We start from the raw sequence: 19,644 nt of genomic DNA, 5'->3' as shown, positions 1-19,644 counted from the left end.
CCGCTCAGGCAGGCACGCCGTTTACCGCATCTTCTATTTCTTTGATGATGATTTTCTTCTGTTTCATCATCGCCTGCGCGGCTTTCGCTGCTTTCTCCTTATCCGGGCCGGACACCAGTTTCGTCAGTTCTTCCGGCGCTACCTGCCATGAAAGCCCGAATTTGTCTTTCAGCCAGCCGCACATGCTTTCCTGGCCGCCGTCGGCCGTCAGTTTGTTCCAGTAATAATCCACTTCTTCCTGTCCCTTGCAATTAATCGTCAGCGAGATCGCTTCCGTAAAAGGAAACTGAGGTCCCGCGTTCAGGGCGATCATCTTCATACCGAACAGTTCGAATTCCGCGGTGAGGAGCTTGCCTGCGTTAGGGCCGCCCCAATCGCCGTAGAAGCTTTTATGGGTGACTTTGAAATCGGGGAAGACGGATTGATAATATTCCATGGCCTCGTCGGCATTGAAGTTAAACCAGAGGCAGGGCGTGATTTTTTGCATATCGTGTAATTTTTGGGTGATGAACGTTATAATGCAAACTTACCCCGTTCCCACGGATCATACCCTGTGCAGACGCGACAATATATGGGCGGAAAACGACAAATTCCTGGCGCAGGTCACCGCACCCGCGCGGTGGGTGTACAACATCAATGGTTTGTTTTTAGTGGAGAAATAATGCGTTTACGGTTGAAACGCGGGGCCGGAGAAGGCGAACAACGGCTGGTAATGTTCCACCGTGGGGAAGGGGTCATAGAATGCATGCAGCAGGGATTTCCATTCCTGGTACAACGGGTGCTGGCGGAAACCGACGGTATGGTGCTCCACCGTTTCCCAGTTCACCAGTAATACATATCTGCCGGTCTTTTCCATGCAACGGCGCAACTGGTGCCCGGCATAGCCTTCCATCCGGCTGAGGATCCGCTGGGCGGACTCGAAATTCTGCTCGAAGGCTTCCGTCTTATCCGGAATAACATCGAGAATGGCAACTTCCAGTATCATTGTTTGAATGATAATTTGAAAGTAATATATGCAAAATTATCGATAATTATATTTCCAGGAAGATGGCGGCCACCAGGCTGTACTCTTTCAGGTGCATCCGCAGGTGGCGCAGGGCGAAAGTGATCTGGTTTTCTACGCTCCGGCGGGAAATATTCAGCCTTTCCGCGATTTCCTGGTTGCTGAGGTGGTGCTCCCGGCTGAGGAGGAAAATTTCCCGGCAGCGTTTGGGCAGGCCGTTGACGTGCTGGCCGATGAGGTCCCTGACGGTTTGCTCCGCCATTTTTGCTTCCGCGCCGTTGTGGGTAACGGAAGTGAAGAGCTCCATTTGCTCCGTTTCTACGGCAGTTTCCGGAGAAGCGGCCCTGGCGCGGAGGGCTTTGTATACATGATATCGTGCGGCGGTCATGATATACGACCGGAAGTCCCGGATCTCCAGGGATTCCCTTTTCAGCCATAAATTAAGGAAAATGTCATGGGCCACGGTCTCACTCGCCTCCCGGTCCTGCAACAGCCGGAAAGCGGAACGGTAAAGCGCGCCGCCATGACGGTCGAACAAGATCCTGTACGCCCTCCTGTCGTGCTGCTGCACCTCCAGCCACAAAACGGCATCCGCCGAATTTGCATCAATCGTGTTCATGCCCCAAAGTTGGTCCAATATTTAAAAAAGCCCGCGTTAAATAATTATGAATGAGGGTGATGGATGAGAGGATTCCCGCGTGCAACGGTTACTGTAGGGGCAAATTACAATTTTTTCAAAAAGTATGTGTGTGCGATGTGATAAATGGCTCTATATAGGAAAGCGGGCCACGTATGTTATCGAAAGACGAATTTGTTGCACTGTACGAAAAATCGCTCCGGGGGGAATGTTCGCCCGGGGAGCTGGAACAGTTGCGGCAATATAACGATGATTTTGAATGGGTAGACGGGGGATGGGATGACCCCTCGCAGCAGCAATCCCTTTACACCCGCTTGTCGGCCTCCATCGCGGCCGGAGAAAAAGTCAAACGCCTCTTCCCCTGGAAACGGATCGCCGCCGCAGCCGCCATCGTGCTTGCCGCCGGCGCCGCCTACTTCCTGCTCAGGCCCGAAAACGGCGGGCAACCGCAACTGGCCTCCCAATCCATTACCAAAGATACTGCCGCCCAGGCCATTCCTCCCGCCTCCAACAAAGCCGTGCTGATCCTGGGCGACGGTAGCGAGATCGCCCTGGCAGACGCTGATGCCGGCCAGATCGCCCAACAGGGCGGCGCCACCGTGCAAAAGACCGCCAACGGCCAGATCGTGTACGCCGGAGCCGGGGAACCGCCGGCCGAGCCCGTATTCCATACGATCGCCATCCCGCGCGGCGGCCATTACAGCCTCACCCTGCCCGACGGCACCCGCATCTGGCTCAACGCATCCACGAAACTGCGGTTCCCCGCCAGCTTTACCGGCGCCGAACGCATCGTGGAACTGGAAGGCGAAGCTTACTTTGAAGTGGCCCGCAACGAGCGGCAGCCCTTCCGCGTTAAGGCCCGCGGCCTCGATGTGGACGTACTCGGCACGCATTTCAACGTGATGGCCTATGCCGACGAGCCCGCCATTCAAACAACGCTCCTCGAAGGCAAGGTGCGCCTCAGCAACGGTAAGCAGGCCGTAGTGCTGCAACCCGGGCAGGAGGGAAGGCTGACGGAAAGACAGCAGCTGCTGGTCCGCAAGGCCGACCTGGAACAGGCCATGGCCTGGAAAAACGGGATGTTCATCTTCAACGACGAGCCACTCCCTTCCATCATGCGGAAAATTTCCCGCTGGTACGATGTAGACGTAACGTTCCGGGACCCCGGCGCCACGCTCTCTTTCGCCGGCACCATTTCCCGCTTCAAAAACGTGCAGGATGTGCTGCACATGCTGTCCCTCACGGGCACCGTCCAATTCAGGGTGGAGAACAAAACGATTATCGTCACGAACTAGCATAAAGAATTACAACCGTCAACCAGCTTTAACAAAGACAATCTGTAAACGTATGAAATCTCACGTCTCACACGCGGGAAAGGGCAATCTATTTCCCGGGAAAGCACGCAGGGTGATGCGTATCACCGCCGCCCTGGTGCTCTTTTTATCCCTCCAGGCGGCCGCAGCCGCATTCGCGCAGAAGATCACGCTGTCGGAAGACCGTGCTTCGCTGCGCGAGATCTTCCGGCAGATCAAGGAGCAGGCAGGATATAATTTCCTGTTCAACACCGAAATGCTCGCCGATGCGCGTCCGGTAACGGTGCACGTCAAGGATGCGGACATCAATGCTGTACTGGAAAAATGCTTCGCCGGCCAGCCGCTGACCTACACCATCAACCAAAACACCATCGTGGTGCAGCGCAAAGCGTTGGTGGCATCGGATATCAGCGGTAAAGTGACCGACGAGAAAGGCGCTCCCGTGCCCGGCGCGCGCGTCTGGAACCAGACCACCGACAAATCGGTGATGACCGACGAAAAAGGCGAATTCAAGATCGCGGCTTCCGCAGGCGACAAGCTGGTGGTGAAGATGATGGGATATGAAGACATGGTCTTCACCGCAGACGGCCGCACTTCCTTCTCCCTCAACCTCAAACCTTCCACCACCGCACTCGACGCCGTTGTAGTGGTAGGTTATGGCACGCAGAAGAAAGCCAACCTCACCGGCGCGGTGAGTACCGTAACTGCCGAAGATTTCGCCGGCCGCCCGGTGACGTCTCCCATGGCGGCTTTGCAAGGGCAAATGCCGGGTGTGACTTTTCAGGGTTCTACCGGAATCCCCGGCGGTGGCGATGAAAACAATACCAAGATCCGCATCCGTGGTGTAGGCACGCTGAACGATCCCGATCCGCTCGTGGTGGTGGATGGTATCCCCGGCGGAAACCTCAATATCCTCAATCCCGATGATATCGAAACGGTGACGGTCCTCAAAGACGCGGCGTCTTCCTCCATTTACGGGGTGCGCGGCGCCAACGGCGTGATCCTCGTAACCACCAAGAAAGGCAAGGGCAATACCAAACCTTCGCTGACTTATGCCAATTATTTCGGTCTGCAGACGCCCACTGCGTTGCCGACGTTCCTCGGTTCGGTAGATTACATGACGCTGCAGAACGAAGCAAAAGTGAATGCCGGCCAGAACCCCACGTTCACCAGCGAACAGATCGAAACCGCGCGCAACGGTTCCGATCCCAACTACTTCGCCAACACCAAGTGGATCGACGAAATCTATAAGAAAAGCGCCCCGCAGCAAAGCCATATGCTGAACCTGTCCGGCGGCGCCAATAACACCAACTATTACCTGTCGTATTCTTACCTGAAACAAGGCGGTCTCGTAACAGGCGACAACTTCAGCGCCAAGCGCCACAACGTGCGCCTGCGTGTGAATACGACCGTGTTCGATATCCTTCAGCTCGACGCCAATATCGGGTATGTCGACCGCCTCAACAGCGGCTCCAGCGCAGGCGTGGACTTCGACGCGGGCCCGCTTTACTCCGCCCACCAGATCTCCCCGCTGATCCCCGTCCGGTTCACCAACGGCAGCTGGGGTTACCATGGAGGTTCGCAGAACCCCATTGCTATTACGACCGATGGCGGTACCAACAAATTCTCTTCTCAGGAGATCACCGCCAACCTGCAGGCTACCCTGAATGTGACGAAAGATTTCCGGCTGCGCGCGCAATACGGCCTTGTGAAATACAACTCCTTCCGTGAGATCTTCTCCAAGACCATTAACTACTATAGTCCGGTCGACAATTCGCTGATATACCAGTCCAACAATCCCAATAAAATCGACAACCGCGATTACAATGGTTTGTTCCAGACAATCATCGGTATGGCCGAATACGAGAAGAAGTTCAACGGCGGGCACTACCTGAAGGCTATGGCCGCGGCCTCTGCGGAAGAGAATATCAGCCGTAACTTCAGTGCCACCCGTACCAATTTGCCTACGCAGGAGATCGGTTCCATCAACCTGGGCACGCTTAACCAGCTGAATAACTCCGATGCCGGTCAGAATGCCTTGCAATCGGCGTTCGGACGGGTGAACTATTCCTATAATGACAAGTACCTGCTGGAAGGGAACTTCCGTTATGACGGCTCCACCCGTTTTGCAGGGCCCGTTCGCTGGAACTGGTTCTTCTCCGGGTCCGCCGGCTGGGTGTTCTCCAACGAGTCGTTCTTCGAACCGCTGAAAAGCGTGATCAATTTCGGTAAGGTACGCGCGTCGTACGGTACGCAGGGTAACGATAAAGTCGGAAACGACTTTGCGTACCTGTCCTCGATCAACTCGGTAGCTACCATGCCCATCGGCAATCTGATTACTGTAGGTTACCGGCAGACGGGTGTGCCCAACGAACTGCTTACCTGGGAGTCTGTCGTAAAACAGGATATCGGTCTGGATCTGGCGATGCTGAACAGCCGCCTGACGGTTACCGCGGATTATTTCATCAACAATACCAACGACATCCTTCTGAAAGTTCCCCTGCCCGACGTACTCGGTTTGCGCAGTGCCTACCCCGCGCAGAACGCCGGTAAGGTGCAGAACAAAGGTTGGGAACTGATGGCAGGCTGGCAGGACCATATCAGTGATTGGAGTTACGGCGCCAGCTTCAACATTTCCGATGTGAAGAATAAGGTAGTAAGTCTTGGCGACGCGCCCAGCACCCCCGGTGAACGTATTCGCATGGTGGGTTACCCGATCGACGCTTTTTATGGCTATGTGGCAGAGCGTATCGCACAGGAGTCTGACTTCAAGCAGGAAAACGGGAAAAACGTTCCCCTGTTCCCTTACAACGCAAGCTTCCCCATGGAGCCCGGAGATATGATGTATAAAGATCTGAACGGAGACGGGAAGATCACCCCGGCAGACGACCGCCAGGTGATTGGCAACGCTATCCCCCGGTATACTTATGGCTTTAAAGGCAATGCTGGGTACAAGGGGATTGACTTCAGCTTCTTCCTGCAAGGCGTGGGCAAGGCTGATGGATTTATCTCCGGGGCGGCGCGCCACGCTTTCATCAACGAAAGTTCCAATCCGCAGGAAATCCACCTGGATCGCTGGACTCCGGAGAATACCAGTGCCACGTATCCCCGCCTGGCATATGGTTATTCCTACAACCAGCAGCTGTCTACCTTCTGGCTCGAGAACGCGGCATACCTCCGCCTCAAAAACGTGCAGGTAGGCTATACTCTGCCCAGGCACCTGACGCAGCGTGTGCGTGCGGAAAAAGTGCGTTTATATTTCTCGGCAGACAACCTGCTCACGAAAACCGACTTCTTCTACGGTTACGACCCGGAAACGCCCCTCACATTGGGTGGCTACTATCCGCAAGTGAAAACGTTCGTATTTGGTTTAAATGTCAATTTCAAATAATTATGAAAAGGATTTTTCTTAGCATATCCGCCATCCTGCTTATTACGGCTACCGGTTGCCGCAAGGACTTCCTGAACCGCGCCCCGCAGGACGCGATCTCCGACGAAACGTTCTGGCAGAACGAGGAACAGTTGCAACTGGCGCTGAACGCTCTCTATGCGAACGTTAAAAATGTGAATACCGTAGCGATGGACCAGATGGGCGATAACTCCATCAACTCCTCCACGGGCGACACTTACCGGATTTTCAGCAGCGGCAACTTCGACACCGATCTGGCAGCGGTAAACAACGAATGGGTTTCCCAATATTCCGGTGTACGCGATTGTAACGTATTCCTGAAAAACTATACCCGGGCAAAGGGAGTGCCGGAGGCCAACCTTAACCAGATGGTAGGGGAGGCGAAGGTGATCCGTGCATATATGTACATGAACCTCGTCATGTATTTCGGCGACTTGCCGCTTATCACGGAGCCGCTGAACATCACCGAGCTTTACGGCCCCCGCAATCCGAAGAAACAGGTGGTAGACTTCATACTTTCTGAACTGGAAGAAGCTGCCGGCCTCATGCAGCCTGCCATCATGACTGGCCCTAAACTGGGCCGGATCAGCCGGGGCGGCGCGCTGGCGCTGAAAGCCCGCATGGCCATCTACGACGACCGTTTCGAGGTGGCCGAAGACGCTGCGAAAAGAGTGATGGACATGAACGTGTACCAGCTTTATTCCACCGGCAAGCCCGCCGAAGATTATTACAATTTCTTCACCTGGAAAGGCAAACTGGCGCTCGGCGCGAACAAGGAAACCATTATCGCCCGAATTAACCTGCTCGACAATAGCATGCATAACCTTAGCCGGGAATCGCAGGTGCCGGACCAGGCGAGCCGTTACAACCCCACCAAATCCCTGGTGGACGCGTACCTTTGCTCCGACGGTCTCCCCATCACGCAATCCCCGCTGTATAAGGAAGATACGTACGGCAACATCTTCGAGAACCGCGACCCCCGCATGAAAATGACCATCCTGGCGCCGGGCAGCAAGTGGGGCGGCCGCAGGGACGGTAATCCTGACAATACAGACCAGACGACTTTCACGGCGCCCAAGTTCCTGGCCGACAAGCAAGGTTGCGTAACCATTACCGGTTTCTATTATACCAAATATGTGGAAATTCCCGCAGTGGCCGCGGTAACCCGTGATGCCAACGATATTCATGTGCTCCGCTATGCGGAAGTGTTGCTCACCTGGGCCGAAGCGCGCTTTGAACAAGGGAAGCTCACGCAGGGCGACCTGGATGTTTCCATCAACAAGTTACGTGAGCGCGTGGGCATGATGCCGCTGACATTTGCCCATGTTGCGGCCAACGGGCTGGATATGCGTACGGAGATCCGCCGGGAGCGCCGCATCGAGCTGGCGCGTGAAGGCGGCCGCTGGTATGATATGGTTCGCTGGAAGGAAGGCGCCAAACTGGCGCTGGATGTACTGGGGATGAAGAAATCCCTTGCCCTGGTGCCCTCGCATGTTGCTAATTTCAAAACAAACGCGGAAGGATATATCATTGTAATGTCCGGCCGGCAGTTCGTGGAGCCGAAGCATTACCGCTTCCCGGTTCCCCTGTTACAGACGCAGCGGAACCCGAACCTGCTGCCGCAGAACCCGGGATGGGAATAATCCTTCGAAAAAATTAAAAAGACGCTTTTCATGAAATTGCTACTATCTGCCTTTATGATGGCCGCCTGCGCGAAGGACCCGCAGGCGGCGCCGGGGCCAAAGCCCGCTACCCTGGGCGACACCCTGCGCGTGATGACCTACAACATCCACCATTGCAACCCACCGGCCAAACCCGGCTTCATCGACGTGGACGCCATCGCCGGCGTGGTGCGCGCGCAGAACCCGGATGTGCTGGCCCTGCAGGAGGTGGACGTTCGCACCCAGCGCTCGGGCAACATCGACCAGGCAGCGTTGCTGGCGGAGAAAACGGGCATGCATGTCTATTTCGGGAAATCCATCAACCACGACGGCGGCGAGTACGGCGTGGCGATCTTGTCGAAATTCCCGCTGCGCAATACCCGCACGATCCGCCTCCCGGAAACTTCCAACCCTGCGGCGGAAGACAGGGTAGTGGCCATCGCGGATATCACCTTCCGGAACGGCAAAAAGCTTTCCATCGGCAGCACGCACCTGGATGTTAGTACTCCTGCCAATCGGGACGAGCAGGTTGAGGCGCTGAACATCATCGCCGATACGCTGGCCTTGCCCCTGGTGCTCTCCGGCGACCTCAATACCACGCCTTCCACCACCGCCTTCGCCACGCTGATGGAGAAATACCAGCCTTCGTGCACCGATTGCGGCTATACGATCCCGGTGAACAATCCTAAACGCGTGATCGATTTTGTGCTGGCGGTGAAGAAAAGCGGATGGGAGCCCCTGCGTACTACCGTCATCAATGAACCTTACCCTTCCGATCACTTAGCCGTTGTGGCTGAGTGGGTTGTGAAATAAACGCGTTTTTCCGGAAACCATGTATGCATACGGCATCTTCCTGAAGGGAGATGCCGTTTTTTAGTTTTTAAGCTGAAGTGTTACATTTGTATGGTAAAGAAGGGGCAGCAGATGATGAAATACACATCCATGGCGGATTATGAAAAACTGGCATTCGATTTGATTTAACGGCGGTGAACAGTAGCTACAGGGCCCCGAGGTCGTATATCCCCGAACGATGATTGCACCTAACTGATGAAGAAACAGGATAACCGAATGAACGACGGCCCCCTCACCGATGGAAACTAACACATATGCATTACCGACGAACCCGGGCCTTTTTGCTATGCTTTGTGCTGACGATCGTGTGCGCTCATAAAAGCGCCGGTCAGTTACAACATATCAGGCAACTGCAGCGATCCCTCGCCACTACCTCCGATAGCCTGGCCTACACCGATGCGCTGGTTGATCTCGCCGATTATTACCATTACCGGCAATGGGACAGTGTCCTCTATTACGCCGACCTCGCCCAGGAAATCGCCGAACGCCACGGATACGAGCGCGGCATCGCCGGCGCCCTTACCGGCAAAGGCGTCTATTACATGACGCGCAACAATTACCTTTCTTCCCGTTTCAATACGGATGCCCTTAGAATGTACCGCAAAATGGGAGACAGTACCCGCGTTTCCCTGCTTCTCAATAACATCGCCATTAACTTTATATTCGACGGCAATTACACCAAATGCATCGACAAATTGTACGAAGCCGACCGGGTGAGCCAGCGCGCGCCGAAAGACACGGTGCGTGCCATGGTCCTGCTCAACCTCCTCGAAATGGACACCACGCTCACCAAAAGGCAGCGCGATTCCATGCTGATTATGGCGCGAAGGACCGCCGAAAGGTGGAAGGATGAAGTCATGCTCAATGCCTGTCATCAGTATGAAGCCAACCGGCTGTTCCTGTCCGGCGGCAAAAAGGAAGGTTTGGACATGATGGCCGCCGCGCTGGCTGACGCCGAACGTTCTGGCAATTTCAGCTTCATGGCTTTCATTCATGGCGATATGGGCCGGATGGTCCTGGAAAGCGGCGGCGATACCGCCGTGGCGATGCAGCACCTGACGGAAGGATTGTCGATCGCACAAAACCAGCAATTCTTCTATACCGCCAGCCTGCTGCTGCCCCAGCTGATGCAGCTCTGCGAACAAATGGGAGACACGGGAAAAGCTTATCAGTACGCACAGCTGCAGATGCAGCTATCGGAAAAATCGGTGGTGGAACTGCAATCTTCCGGATTCACCTACCTCGATTACGTCATCAACGAGCGCAATCTGCGCGAAGCCCAGTCGCGGCAGGCCACCCAGAAAAGAACGATCTACCTGCTTATACTGCTGACGCTCGTCACGGGCGGGCTGCTGTTCTTCGTATACCGTTCCCGGCTGCAAACCCGCAGGATGGCCCGGATCCAGCAGGAGCGCAACCGTGAGCTGGAAGACTGGGACCAGTTCCATAATATGCTCATCTCCGTTATGGCGCATGACCTCCGCGCCCCCTTCTCCAATATCCTCGGCATCACCCAGCTGATCAATATGACCGGCCATCTGTCGGCGGAGGAGCTCAAATCCATGATGGGCAGCCTCACCAAAACGTCTGAAGAGAGCATCCGTTTCCTGGAAGGCCTCCTGGCCTGGATCGGCACCAAGCGCAAAGGCGGGAAGTTCACGACGGAATCTTTCAGGGTGGAAGAAGTGATACGCGAAGCCAACCGATTCTTCGTACCCGCGCAGGAAGCGAAGAACGTACGGCTGGAAATCGATGAAAGCGTGGGCGGGCAGGAAGTGTTTGCGGAGAAAAATATGCTCGGCTTCATTTGCCGCAATATCCTCAACAACGCCACCAAATACGCCGCCAAAGGCAAACCCATCGTAGTGCGCGCCTTCACGGAAGGCAGCAGCCTGGTCACCGCCGTCACCAACCACGGCAAAGAGCTCAGCACAGCGGAGATCAACCGGATATTCCACCCGGAGCAACGCAGCATGGCGGCCAAAGACGGGCTGAAAGGCGCGGGGATCGCCATGATCATCAGCCAGGACATGCTCGAACGCATGAACGGCCGCATCTGGGCGGAAAGCGAGCCGGGTGTGGGAACTACGTTTTATTTCGCGCTGCCGCGCAATGTTCAGGCCGGTAAAACGGTGATGGCATAAACGAAAAATCCCGCAGGCAGCCGGAGCTTCCCGCGGGATGGTTATTTTTCCGAAAATCTTTATCAGAGTTGCGCCAGCACCTGGTCGCCCATGGCGGCGGTGCCCAGGATCTTGTCTTTGGGCGTTTTGGCATCGGCGATATCGCCGGTGCGGAAGCCTGCTTTCAGCACTTTATCCACCGCTTCGATCACGGCTTCGGATTCCGCTTTCATGCCGAAGGAAATATCGAGCAGGAGGGCGGCCGAAAGGATGGAAGCGAGCGGGTTGGCTACGCCTTTGCCGGTGATGTCGTGCGCGGAGCCGTGGATGGGTTCGTATACGCCGGTGCCGTCGCCGATGGAGGCGGAGGCCAGCATGCCCATGGAGCCCGCGATCTGCGATGCCTCGTCGGTCAGGATGTCGCCGAACAGGTTGGCGGTCACCACCACGTCGAAGCGCTTGGGATCTTTGATGAGCAGCATGGCGGTGGCGTCCACGAACTGGTGTTCCACTTCCACATCAGGGTATTCGGGTGCGATTTTCTGGATCACTTCGCGCCAGAGGCGGGATGTTTCGATCACGTTGGCTTTATCTACGGAGCACAGTTTTTTACGGCGGGTACGCGCGGCTTCGAAAGCCTTGCGGGCGATGCGCTCCACTTCGAAGCGGCTGTATTCGGCGATGTCGAAAGCGGTGTCGCCATTGTTTTTACGGCCTTTCTCCCCGAAGTAGATGTCGCCGGTGAGCTCGCGGAAGAAAAGGATATCCGCGCCCCGGAGGATCTCCGGCTTGATGCTGGAGGCTTCCAGCAGCTCGTCGAACAGTTTGATGGGGCGCAGGTTGGCGTACAGGCCCAGTTCCTTGCGCATTTTGAGCAAACCCTGTTCCGGGCGGACCTTCGCAGAGGGATCGTTGTCGTATTTGGGATGCCCCACGGCGCCGAAAAGCACGGCGTCGGCCTTGTGCATCTTTTCGAGGGTAACGGCCGGCAGCGGGTCGCCGGTGGCCTCGATGGCGGCGTGGCCTACGAGTGCGTCGTCGTAAGTGAATGTATGGCCGAACTTCGCGGCGATCCTGTCCAGTACTTTCTTGCCTTCGGCAGTTACTTCCTGCCCGATCCCGTCGCCGGGAACGATTAATATATGCTTTGTTGCCATTCGGTAGTGATTATTCTTTTACAGTAAGTTCAGCATTTTTTGCGTCGCTTTGATCGCCGAAACGGTCTGGTCGCTGTCGAGCCCGCGCGTTTTGAATTCGCGCTGGTTGGGCAGGCGCCAGGTGATCACGGTTTCGCAGAGCGCGTCCGTTTTGCCGCCGGGCGGGATGCGCACGGTATAATCGGTGAGCTGCGGCAGCTCTTCTTTCCGTTTTTTATAGACTTTTTTCAGGGCGTTCATGAAAGCGTCGTACTGCCCGTCGCCCTGCGCATGTTCCTCGAACTGCTCGCCCTGCACGTTGATGCGTATGGTGGCGGAGGGTTTGAGGTGCTTGGCGTGGGTGAGCACGTAATCTTCGATCTGCACCTTCTGTTCGATGGTGTTGCTGTCGAGGATGTCGGAAATGATGTAAGGCAGATCTGCCTGCGTCACCATTTCCTTCTTGTCGCCCAGCTCGATGATTTTCTGCGTCACTTTCCGGAGATCGGCTTCCGACAGCCGGATGCCCAGCTGCTGGAGGTTGTTCTCGATATTGGCCTTCCCGCTCGTTTTGCCCAGTGCGTATTTGCGCTGGCGGCCGAAGCGTTCGGGCATGAGGTCGCTGAAATAGAGTTTGTTTTTCTTGTCGCCGTCGGCATGGATACCGGCCGTTTGCGTGAACACGTTTTCGCCCACCACCGGTTTGTTGGCCGGAACGCGGATGCCCGAAAAGGTTTCCACGAGCTTGCTAACACTGTACAGCGATTTTTCCGCCACGTTGGTCTTTACCCCGGGCATGAAATCGTTGAGCGTGGCGATGGCGCTGGCGAGCGGGGCGTTGCCGGCCCTTTCGCCCATGCCGTTGATGGTGAGGTGGATGCCCTGCACGCCCGCGCGCACGCCTTCCAATACATTGGCCGTACCCAGATCGTAATCATTATGGGCATGGAAGTCGAAATGCAGTTTCGGGTAGCGCTGCACGATGTCGGCGAGAAACTCGTAAGACTCGGCAGGGGTGAGGATGCCCAGTGTGTCGGGCAGCATCACGCGTTTTACGGGCTGCGTGGCGATGAAATCCAGGTACTGGAACACGTAATCGCGGGAATGGCGCATGCCGTTGCTCCAGTCTTCGAGGTACACATTCACGGTGAGGCCTTTTTTCCGGGCCCTTGCGATCACGTCGGCGATATCTGCGAAATGCTGTTCGGGTTTCTTTTTAAGCTGATGCGTGAGGTGGTTAAGGGAACCTTTGGTGAGGAGGTTCATCACCTTCGCGCCGGTTTGCTGCATCCATTGGATCGACACGTCGCCGTCTACGAAGGTGAGCACTTCCACGCGTTCGAGCAGATCGTTGGCTTTCGCCCATTTGGTAATGGCTTTCACGGCGGCCATTTCTCCGTCCGACACGCGTGCGGAAGCCACTTCGATGCGGTCCGCCTTCACTTCCGTGAGCAGCAGCTGGGCGATGGTCAGTTTTTCCGAAGGGGAAAATGAAACGCCGCTCGTTTGCTCACCGTCGCGAAGCGTGGTGTCCATGATCTCTAGATGTCGCTGGGCGGGCATTATCAGTATATGCTTTTGGCGGCAAATGTCTGGATGTCTTCCTTCATCGCCTGTAAATAATCGATATCATCGTAACCGTTCATCAGGTTGTGCTTTTTGTAGCTGTTGATGGCGAAGGACTCACTTTCGCCGGTGGCGGCGATGGTGATGGACTGATTGCCCAGGTCTACGGTGATTTCGGCTTTGGGATCGGCTTCTACGGCGAGGAAGATCTTATCCAGGAACCCGGGGCTCACCTGAACGGGGAGGATGCCGATGTTGAGCGAGTTGTTTTTGAAGATGTCGGCGAAGAAGCTGGACACCACGCAACGGAAACCGTAGTCGTAGATGGCCCAGGCCGCGTGCTCGCGGGAGCTGCCGCTGCCGAAGTTCTTGCCGGCTACGAGGATCTTGCCGGAATAGATCGGGTTGTTGAGAACGAAATCCTGCTTGGGGGAATCGTCGTTGTTATACCGCCAGTCGCGGAACAGGTTATCGCCGAACCCCTTGCGCTCGGTGGCTTTGAGGAATCGCGCGGGGATGATCTGGTCGGTGTCTACGTTCTCGATGGGCAGGGGTACTGCGGTGCTGGTGAGTACGGTGAATTTATCGTATGCCATTGTTGGTTTGTCTCTGTGTTTGGAAGATTAAGCGATGAGGTCTCTCGGGTCGGTCACCACGCCGGTAACTGCCGCTGCGGCGGCCACGAGCGGGGAGGCGAGCAGCGTGCGGGCTCCGGGGCCCTGGCGGCCTTCGAAGTTGCGGTTGCTGGTGCTCACGGCGTATTTGCCGGCCGGGATCTTATCGTCGTTCATGGCCAGGCAGGCGGAGCATCCGGGCTGGCGCAGCTGGAAGCCGGCTTCGGTCAGGATGTCGTAAATGCCTTCTTCACGGATCTGCGCTTCCACGATGTGGGAACCGGGTACGATCCAGGCGGTTACATGATCGGCTTTCTTGCGCCCTTTCACGATGGAAGCGAACGCGCGGAAATCCTCGATTCGGCCGTTGGTGCAGGAGCCGATGAATACGTAATCGATCTTCTTGCCGAGCATCGCGTCGTTTTCATGGAAGCCCATGTAATCGAGGGATTTCTCGTAGCTGGCTTTGCTGCCGCCGGCGGCAGCCGCGGTGGGGATGCGCTGGGAAATACCCATGCCCATACCGGGATTGGTGCCGTACGTGATCTGCGGCTCGATGTCGACCGCTGCGTAATCGTACACGATATCGAATGCAGCGCCTTCGTCGGTTTTCAGCGTTTTCCAGTATGCGAGGGCCTTGTCCCACGCTTCTCCCTGCGGAGCTTTCTCACGGCCCTTGATATAGGCGAAGGTAGTTTCGTCCGGCGCGATCATGCCGCCGCGGGCGCCCATTTCGATGGACATATTACAAACCGTCATGCGGCCTTCCATGCTCATTTCGCGGAACACTTCGCCGGCGTATTCGATGAAATAACCGGTAGCGCCTGCAGCAGTGAGCTGGGCGATGATATAGAGAACAACGTCTTTAGGAGTTACGCCTTTACCGAGCTTGCCATTCACGTTGATGAGCATTTTCTTCGGTTTGGGCTGCATGATGCACTGGGAAGAGAGCACCATTTCCACTTCGGAGGTGCCGATGCCGAATGCGATGGCGCCGAACGCTCCGTGGGTGGAGGTATGGGAGTCGCCGCAAACGATGGTCATCCCCGGGAGGGTGATCCCGTTTTCGGGCCCAACTACGTGCACGATGCCGTTTTTCGGGTTGCCGAGGCCCCAGTGGGAGATGCCGTATTTGGCGGAATTGGTTTCCAGTGCTTTGAGCTGGTTGGCGGACAAGGGGTCCGACACCGGCAGGTGCTGGTTAATGGTTGGAGTGTTGTGGTCCGCCGTGGCGAAGGTTTTGTTCGGGAACATCACCTGCAACCTGCGGTTTTCGAGCCCAAGGAAAGCCACGGGGCTGGTCACTTCGTGGATAAAATGCCGGTCGATGAAAAACACATCCGGCCCGTCTTCAATTTTCCGGACTACATGCGCATCCCATACTTTGTCAAATAATGTAGCGGGTTGTTGGCTCATTTTTTACGATTTATGTAATGTAACTGTAAAATTGTTAAAAAATATTTACATTTTCTCGATTTTTTCTGTGGATGGTCTAATTGCGGCGGGGATTTGACAATTGGGTGAAAGAGGAGCGGGGAGAAGCAAGGTTTTTCCCGAATCCAGACGGATCGTTATGGCTGGGGAATTGTCATTAAACTGTTGCCGGAAACTGGGGGACAGATGTGGACTGCATATCAGTCGATTGCTATGTTTTTCCCTGTATGCGGGTTATCATGATGAAATTACCGGTGTGCGACGCTGTGAAATGTTGTATTTTAGAAAACAACCACCGTCAATTTTAATGGTTATGGGAACAATTTTGACAATCATCCTGGAAGGTTTTTTCGTGTACCTCTTCAAATACCCCGGCGCCTTCGTCCGCTGGATCATCACCGGCCGCCGCAGGCCATTCCAGGAAGTATTGAAGGGAAACTGGTATCTGAACGGATGGATTGGCCTGCTTACGATGTTCTTCCTGATATTTGCCCTCGTATGTGCGTTGATAATCGTTTTTGAAATTATACTGTAACATCAATGCTGTAACACCTCTACAAACGGCGTCCCGTATTCCTGCCCGTAGCTTTCCTTATACTCTTTCGCAAATTTCTCGTACGCGTCGCGCGCAAGGCTATGCCTCCCCAGTTGGTTCAGGCTCCTGCATTTGTACGCCAGCGCCTCCTCGTTCAGGTGGTCGAACAGGAATATCGCATTCGCCGCCCGGAGGATGAAATCCGCCTCGGCGTGCTTGTCAGCCGAAGACATATACCGCAACAATACATCACTCACCGTACCCGCGATCTGGAATTTCACGTCGTCGAGCCACTCGTAATGCGTGGTCCGCAGGAAAGCCCCGCGCTGCACGATCTCCAGCAAAGCCACCACCAGCTGCTTATCCGGCGCCCCGCCTGCAGGGCGCTGCGTCAGCTTCACAAAAGCCGCGTAATCGATATATGCCGAATCTTCCAAAATCTCCAGCTTCCACCGCCCGGGTTCCTTGCCGGCATGGAACACGCCGATCTTCTCCAGCACGCCCTTCAGCTTCACCATGTTCACGGAAAAATTGTTCTTCGCATCTTTCGGTGATTTGTCGCTCCAGAGCGTTTCGTACAGCGATTCCGATGAAATCCCCTTGCCGTCCTTCATCGAATGCACGACCAGCAGCAGGAACAATTCCTTCAGCAAAGGCGTAAACTGCTTCGTGATATCGTTCCCTTCCCGGTCAAACGCCTCAAACTGCCCGAAGAGAAACACCGCCGACTTCTCCGGCAAACGCAGCACCGGTTCCTGTAGAACCTCCTGGTGCGGAGCGTCTCTCGGTTCCTCCGGTCGTATAGTTTTCTTTTTCTTCCTCAACAACCAAAACAAAACGATCGCCAGGGGAAGGAGCAGCAACCATAAACGCCGGTCAGATTTCCGCACAGGCGCCGCCGGCTGCAGGGCATTCGGGGGAAAATCCAGCGACCACGCGCGCACGCCGGAAACACTGTCCTTATTATTATATATCGTTACCGCGATCAGCTGGCGGCTCAGCGGACTGTAATACAAATCCGCAAACGACCCGATGTCGTAAAACTGGTATGGCAACGAATCCCCCATCAGCCGGAACTCCGGCTCCGACAATGAGCCCCGCACCAGCTGGAGGCTCGACTGGAACCTGTCTGTCGGGTAAATCAATCCATAATACTCCCGGCTCGCCGAATCAATAATGAGACTGTTGGCGAAACAAAAATGGTGCTCGGGCTGGGGAAGCGTGTACAAGTGTTTGAAAGTGCCGGTCTCTACGCTATAAGCCATCATGTCATACGTGAAGCGGGGATTTACCGCCTGGTCGCCCGTGTTGCTGCCGTACCCGCCAATGATAAAAGCCGTATCGCCCGCGGCATTGAGCCCCAGGCCGGCAAGGTAGCGCGGGGAGAAGGCGTCGCCGGTAGCAGGAACGGAATCCCAGCGGTTGTCGCGGAAACGGTAACGCTGGACCGTGTTCTTATAATGCAGCTGGCCGTAGCCGCCGATGATATACAGGCTGCTGTCGGCCGGGGAATAGAACTTATTCGCCTGCCACCATTCCGTGAGCAGCGTGGCGTAGAACGTATTGGACCAGCGGTCGCCGCCTGGCGTGAGGGTGGCCACTTTCTTTTCGTCGATATAAAAATTGAGGATGCGGTGGAGATGGGGATCGTACACCGACTGGTTGCCCGCCGGGAGGATGCGGTTGCCACGGCTGGCGGGATCGGCCCGTAAAGCGCCGTTGCGGAACGAGTAAGTGAACAGCGTATCGTCGGTAACAACATACAGCAAATCCTCCTTTTCATTATAAGCTACGCTGGGCGTGCCGGTGGTTTCGAGGGTGAGGCGGTTCTGCCATTGCTGGTGGCGGGGCTTGATCCAGACGGGATTGGTGGCCCTGGCCGGTGTGCCCTTCGCTTCGTCGCGGGCTTCCTGGCCGCCGGATTCGTTCAGGGGATAGAAGCGGGAAACGGCGCCGTTTTCCAGCAGGCGGACGTCCCGCAGGCGCATGGGCGGCACATCCAGCGTCTGGAAACCTTCGTGCTTGATGGCCCCGAAGAAAATCCGCGCGCAGGAACCCTTCTTAAACGGCATCTTCCCGCTGCCCGCCGGTTTGTCGTTACAATAAAATGATGCCGTCTGCTTCCCCGCATCCAGCTCCACCCGCAGCCGGAGCCACTGGCCGGTCAGTAACGAGCTGTCGAGCGGGGCGCTGCCAGTTATGGTTTCGCCGATCACGAAATGAATGGTCATCGTCCGCTGGTTGTACACCAGGTCGATATTCTGACGGTCATCCGTCAGCATCCTTAAAATATAACCGAAATACGTTTCGAGATGAGGACGGAAGGCCAGCTGGAATGCAATCTCCGTTTGCCCGTCTTTCAGGCAATACGGCGAGCCGGGCGTGAGGTCGAGCGCGGTGCGGTGCTCAGGCACCACTTCATGACTGGAAAATTCCAATCCGTGCGACTGGCCCATCACAGCAAACCCCTGGCACAAACAGGCAATGATACAATATATATACTTCCTCATGGGAGGCGCGAAGTCTTGGTTGAAATGAACACGTGGACGTCTATTTTACACTTATCGTTCCTAACTAATCTGATCCGTTCTAAAGGAACAAAAAATTGGGGAATAAACGCAGATACGCGCCGTGATTTCCGGAAAAGTAATGCGCGAAAGGGGATAAATCAACAGAAATAGTGAAGAATTGATAAAATTAATATATTGGTTAATGGCAATAAATCAATATGTTGTAAAAAATTTGAAAATTAATTTCGCGGTTAGTGGTTTCGTTAATGGGTTTGTTAGTGGGTTGCGGGTTACTTGCATCAACATTCAATAATTCCACGAACGGATATGAAAAAAACGATGCAAATCCTCCTGGCGGGCAGCCTGTTGATGCCGGCATGCCATGCACAGGTATCCAACGAACCGGCGTATCTGAAGAGCGTAGATCCCACGATCGGATCGGTAGGGGCCTTGCTGGAACCGACGCGGCCTACCGTGCAGCTGCCCAACCAGATGATCCGGTTTACGCCGCAGAGAAAAGATTTCCTGGACGACCAGATTTCCAGCTTCCCGCTCAACGTGGTTTCCCACCGCCTCGGCCAGGTGTTCGCCATCAAGCCCAGCACTTTCCCGGTGACACCGGAGCGTTGGCGGGCCAGGCAAACCTGGGATCATGAGCTGGAAGTGAACCGTCCCTGGTATTATTCCACTTACCTGGTCGATGAGGAGATAAAAGTAGAATTTACGGCGGGAAAGAAGACAGGAATTTTCCGGTTTACGTTCCCGGAAGGCAAAACCAAGTCGTTGCTGCTCGATGTGTATAACCAGGGCCCCTCGTCCTGGGAGTTCCTTCCCGGCAACCGCATCCGCGG

At 55.5% G+C, this 19,644-nt stretch carries 15 protein-coding genes and 1 pseudogene; 8 read left to right on the top strand and 8 right to left on the bottom strand.

The features are described from left to right. Positions 1 to 4: 4 nt before the first annotated feature. Entirely contained in the window at positions 5 to 487 is a 483-nt protein-coding gene (locus Q0510_RS08255) for a VOC family protein (protein WP_298709968.1), read from the bottom strand. Between the two features lie 19 nt (positions 488 to 506). Between Q0510_RS08255 and Q0510_RS08250 the strand changes: the two genes are divergently transcribed. Further along, positions 507 to 662, top strand: a complete 156-nt coding sequence (locus tag Q0510_RS08250; RefSeq protein ID WP_298709966.1) for a hypothetical protein — start codon at positions 507 to 509, stop codon at positions 660 to 662. Between the two features lie 5 nt (positions 663 to 667). On the opposite strand, the gene Q0510_RS08245 is transcribed toward Q0510_RS08250, so the two are convergent. Continuing rightward, positions 668 to 985 carry an antibiotic biosynthesis monooxygenase gene (locus tag Q0510_RS08245; protein ID WP_298709964.1) on the bottom strand — a complete coding sequence of 106 codons (318 nt, stop codon included), beginning with the start codon at positions 983 to 985 and terminating at the stop codon, positions 668 to 670. A gap of 46 nt (positions 986 to 1,031) precedes the next feature. Continuing rightward, on the bottom strand, positions 1,032 to 1,622 hold the full coding sequence (locus Q0510_RS08240; protein ID WP_298709962.1) for a sigma-70 family RNA polymerase sigma factor: 591 nt from the start codon (positions 1,620 to 1,622) through the stop codon (positions 1,032 to 1,034). Between the two features lie 173 nt (positions 1,623 to 1,795). Between Q0510_RS08240 and Q0510_RS08235 the strand changes: the two genes are divergently transcribed. The 5 genes from Q0510_RS08235 to Q0510_RS08215 all read left to right on the top strand — a co-directional run bounded on the left by Q0510_RS08235 (position 1,796) and on the right by Q0510_RS08215 (position 11,019). Continuing rightward, the gene (locus tag Q0510_RS08235) at positions 1,796 to 2,935 is read left to right on the top strand and encodes a FecR family protein (protein ID WP_298709960.1); all 1,140 of its coding nucleotides are present in this window, start codon (positions 1,796 to 1,798) and stop codon (positions 2,933 to 2,935) included. A gap of 52 nt (positions 2,936 to 2,987) precedes the next feature. Further along, on the top strand, positions 2,988 to 6,344 hold the full coding sequence (locus Q0510_RS08230) for a TonB-dependent receptor (protein WP_298709958.1): 3,357 nt from the start codon (positions 2,988 to 2,990) through the stop codon (positions 6,342 to 6,344). Between the two features lie 2 nt (positions 6,345 to 6,346). Beyond that, positions 6,347 to 8,005, top strand: coding sequence for a RagB/SusD family nutrient uptake outer membrane protein (locus Q0510_RS08225; protein ID WP_298709956.1), 1,659 nt, complete (start codon positions 6,347 to 6,349; stop codon positions 8,003 to 8,005). A gap of 30 nt (positions 8,006 to 8,035) precedes the next feature. Beyond that, complete coding sequence (locus Q0510_RS08220) at positions 8,036 to 8,836, top strand: endonuclease/exonuclease/phosphatase family protein (protein ID WP_298709954.1); 801 nt, start codon at positions 8,036 to 8,038, stop codon at positions 8,834 to 8,836. A 293-nt stretch (positions 8,837 to 9,129) separates the two neighbouring features. Then, the gene (locus Q0510_RS08215; RefSeq protein WP_298709952.1) at positions 9,130 to 11,019 is read left to right on the top strand and encodes a HAMP domain-containing sensor histidine kinase; all 1,890 of its coding nucleotides are present in this window, start codon (positions 9,130 to 9,132) and stop codon (positions 11,017 to 11,019) included. 62 nt (positions 11,020 to 11,081) lie between these two features. On the opposite strand, the gene leuB is transcribed toward Q0510_RS08215, so the two are convergent. The 4 genes from leuB to leuC are packed head-to-tail and all read right to left on the bottom strand — an operon-like array spanning position 11,082 to position 15,730. Continuing rightward, positions 11,082 to 12,155 (bottom strand): 3-isopropylmalate dehydrogenase, encoded by a 1,074-nt coding sequence (leuB, locus tag Q0510_RS08210; RefSeq protein ID WP_298709951.1) that lies wholly within the window; start codon positions 12,153 to 12,155, stop codon positions 11,082 to 11,084. A gap of 18 nt (positions 12,156 to 12,173) precedes the next feature. After that, positions 12,174 to 13,670: an alpha-isopropylmalate synthase regulatory domain-containing protein gene (locus Q0510_RS08205; RefSeq protein ID WP_298709950.1), complete on the bottom strand. Its 1,497-nt coding sequence runs from the start codon at positions 13,668 to 13,670 to the stop codon at positions 12,174 to 12,176. A 29-nt stretch (positions 13,671 to 13,699) separates the two neighbouring features. Next, positions 13,700 to 14,296 carry a 3-isopropylmalate dehydratase small subunit gene (gene leuD / locus Q0510_RS08200; protein WP_298709949.1) on the bottom strand — a complete coding sequence of 199 codons (597 nt, stop codon included), beginning with the start codon at positions 14,294 to 14,296 and terminating at the stop codon, positions 13,700 to 13,702. A 27-nt stretch (positions 14,297 to 14,323) separates the two neighbouring features. Continuing rightward, positions 14,324 to 15,730, bottom strand: a complete 1,407-nt coding sequence (gene leuC, locus Q0510_RS08195) for a 3-isopropylmalate dehydratase large subunit (protein ID WP_298709947.1) — start codon at positions 15,728 to 15,730, stop codon at positions 14,324 to 14,326. A 331-nt stretch (positions 15,731 to 16,061) separates the two neighbouring features. Between leuC and Q0510_RS08190 the strand changes: the two genes are divergently transcribed. Next, positions 16,062 to 16,283, top strand: a complete 222-nt coding sequence (locus Q0510_RS08190; protein WP_298709945.1) for a hypothetical protein — start codon at positions 16,062 to 16,064, stop codon at positions 16,281 to 16,283. A gap of 2 nt (positions 16,284 to 16,285) precedes the next feature. On the opposite strand, the gene Q0510_RS08185 is transcribed toward Q0510_RS08190, so the two are convergent. Then, on the bottom strand, positions 16,286 to 18,793 hold the full coding sequence (locus tag Q0510_RS08185) for a hypothetical protein (protein ID WP_298709943.1): 2,508 nt from the start codon (positions 18,791 to 18,793) through the stop codon (positions 16,286 to 16,288). Positions 18,794 to 19,120: 327 nt separating this feature from the next. Between Q0510_RS08185 and Q0510_RS08180 the strand changes: the two are divergent. Beyond that, positions 19,121 to 19,644: pseudogene (locus Q0510_RS08180) on the top strand (hypothetical protein); the annotation flags it as partial.

Origin of the sequence: uncultured Chitinophaga sp., from assembly GCF_937874145.1 — a bacterium.
Taxonomy (GTDB): Bacteria; Bacteroidota; Bacteroidia; order Chitinophagales; family Chitinophagaceae; genus Chitinophaga.
This window is presented reverse-complemented; position numbering and strand designations above follow the sequence as displayed.

What these genes read in the sequence shown, in the direction of transcription:
- Q0510_RS08255 (WP_298709968.1), bottom strand. Translation starts at nt 487, where the DNA reads ATGCAAAAAATCACGCCCTGCCTCTGGTTTAACTTCAATGCCGACGAG.
- Q0510_RS08250 (WP_298709966.1), top strand. Translation starts at nt 507, where the DNA reads ATGAACGTTATAATGCAAACTTACCCCGTTCCCACGGATCATACCCTG.
- Q0510_RS08245 (WP_298709964.1), bottom strand. Translation starts at nt 985, where the DNA reads ATGATACTGGAAGTTGCCATTCTCGATGTTATTCCGGATAAGACGGAA.
- Q0510_RS08240 (WP_298709962.1), bottom strand. Translation starts at nt 1,622, where the DNA reads ATGAACACGATTGATGCAAATTCGGCGGATGCCGTTTTGTGGCTGGAG.
- Q0510_RS08235 (WP_298709960.1), top strand. Translation starts at nt 1,796, where the DNA reads ATGTTATCGAAAGACGAATTTGTTGCACTGTACGAAAAATCGCTCCGG.
- Q0510_RS08230 (WP_298709958.1), top strand. Translation starts at nt 2,988, where the DNA reads ATGAAATCTCACGTCTCACACGCGGGAAAGGGCAATCTATTTCCCGGG.
- Q0510_RS08225 (WP_298709956.1), top strand. Translation starts at nt 6,347, where the DNA reads ATGAAAAGGATTTTTCTTAGCATATCCGCCATCCTGCTTATTACGGCT.
- Q0510_RS08220 (WP_298709954.1), top strand. Translation starts at nt 8,036, where the DNA reads ATGAAATTGCTACTATCTGCCTTTATGATGGCCGCCTGCGCGAAGGAC.
- Q0510_RS08215 (WP_298709952.1), top strand. Translation starts at nt 9,130, where the DNA reads ATGCATTACCGACGAACCCGGGCCTTTTTGCTATGCTTTGTGCTGACG.
- leuB (WP_298709951.1), bottom strand. Translation starts at nt 12,155, where the DNA reads ATGGCAACAAAGCATATATTAATCGTTCCCGGCGACGGGATCGGGCAG.
- Q0510_RS08205 (WP_298709950.1), bottom strand. Translation starts at nt 13,670, where the DNA reads ATGGACACCACGCTTCGCGACGGTGAGCAAACGAGCGGCGTTTCATTT.
- leuD (WP_298709949.1), bottom strand. Translation starts at nt 14,296, where the DNA reads ATGGCATACGATAAATTCACCGTACTCACCAGCACCGCAGTACCCCTG.
- leuC (WP_298709947.1), bottom strand. Translation starts at nt 15,730, where the DNA reads ATGAGCCAACAACCCGCTACATTATTTGACAAAGTATGGGATGCGCAT.
- Q0510_RS08190 (WP_298709945.1), top strand. Translation starts at nt 16,062, where the DNA reads ATGGGAACAATTTTGACAATCATCCTGGAAGGTTTTTTCGTGTACCTC.
- Q0510_RS08185 (WP_298709943.1), bottom strand. Translation starts at nt 18,793, where the DNA reads ATGAGGAAGTATATATATTGTATCATTGCCTGTTTGTGCCAGGGGTTT.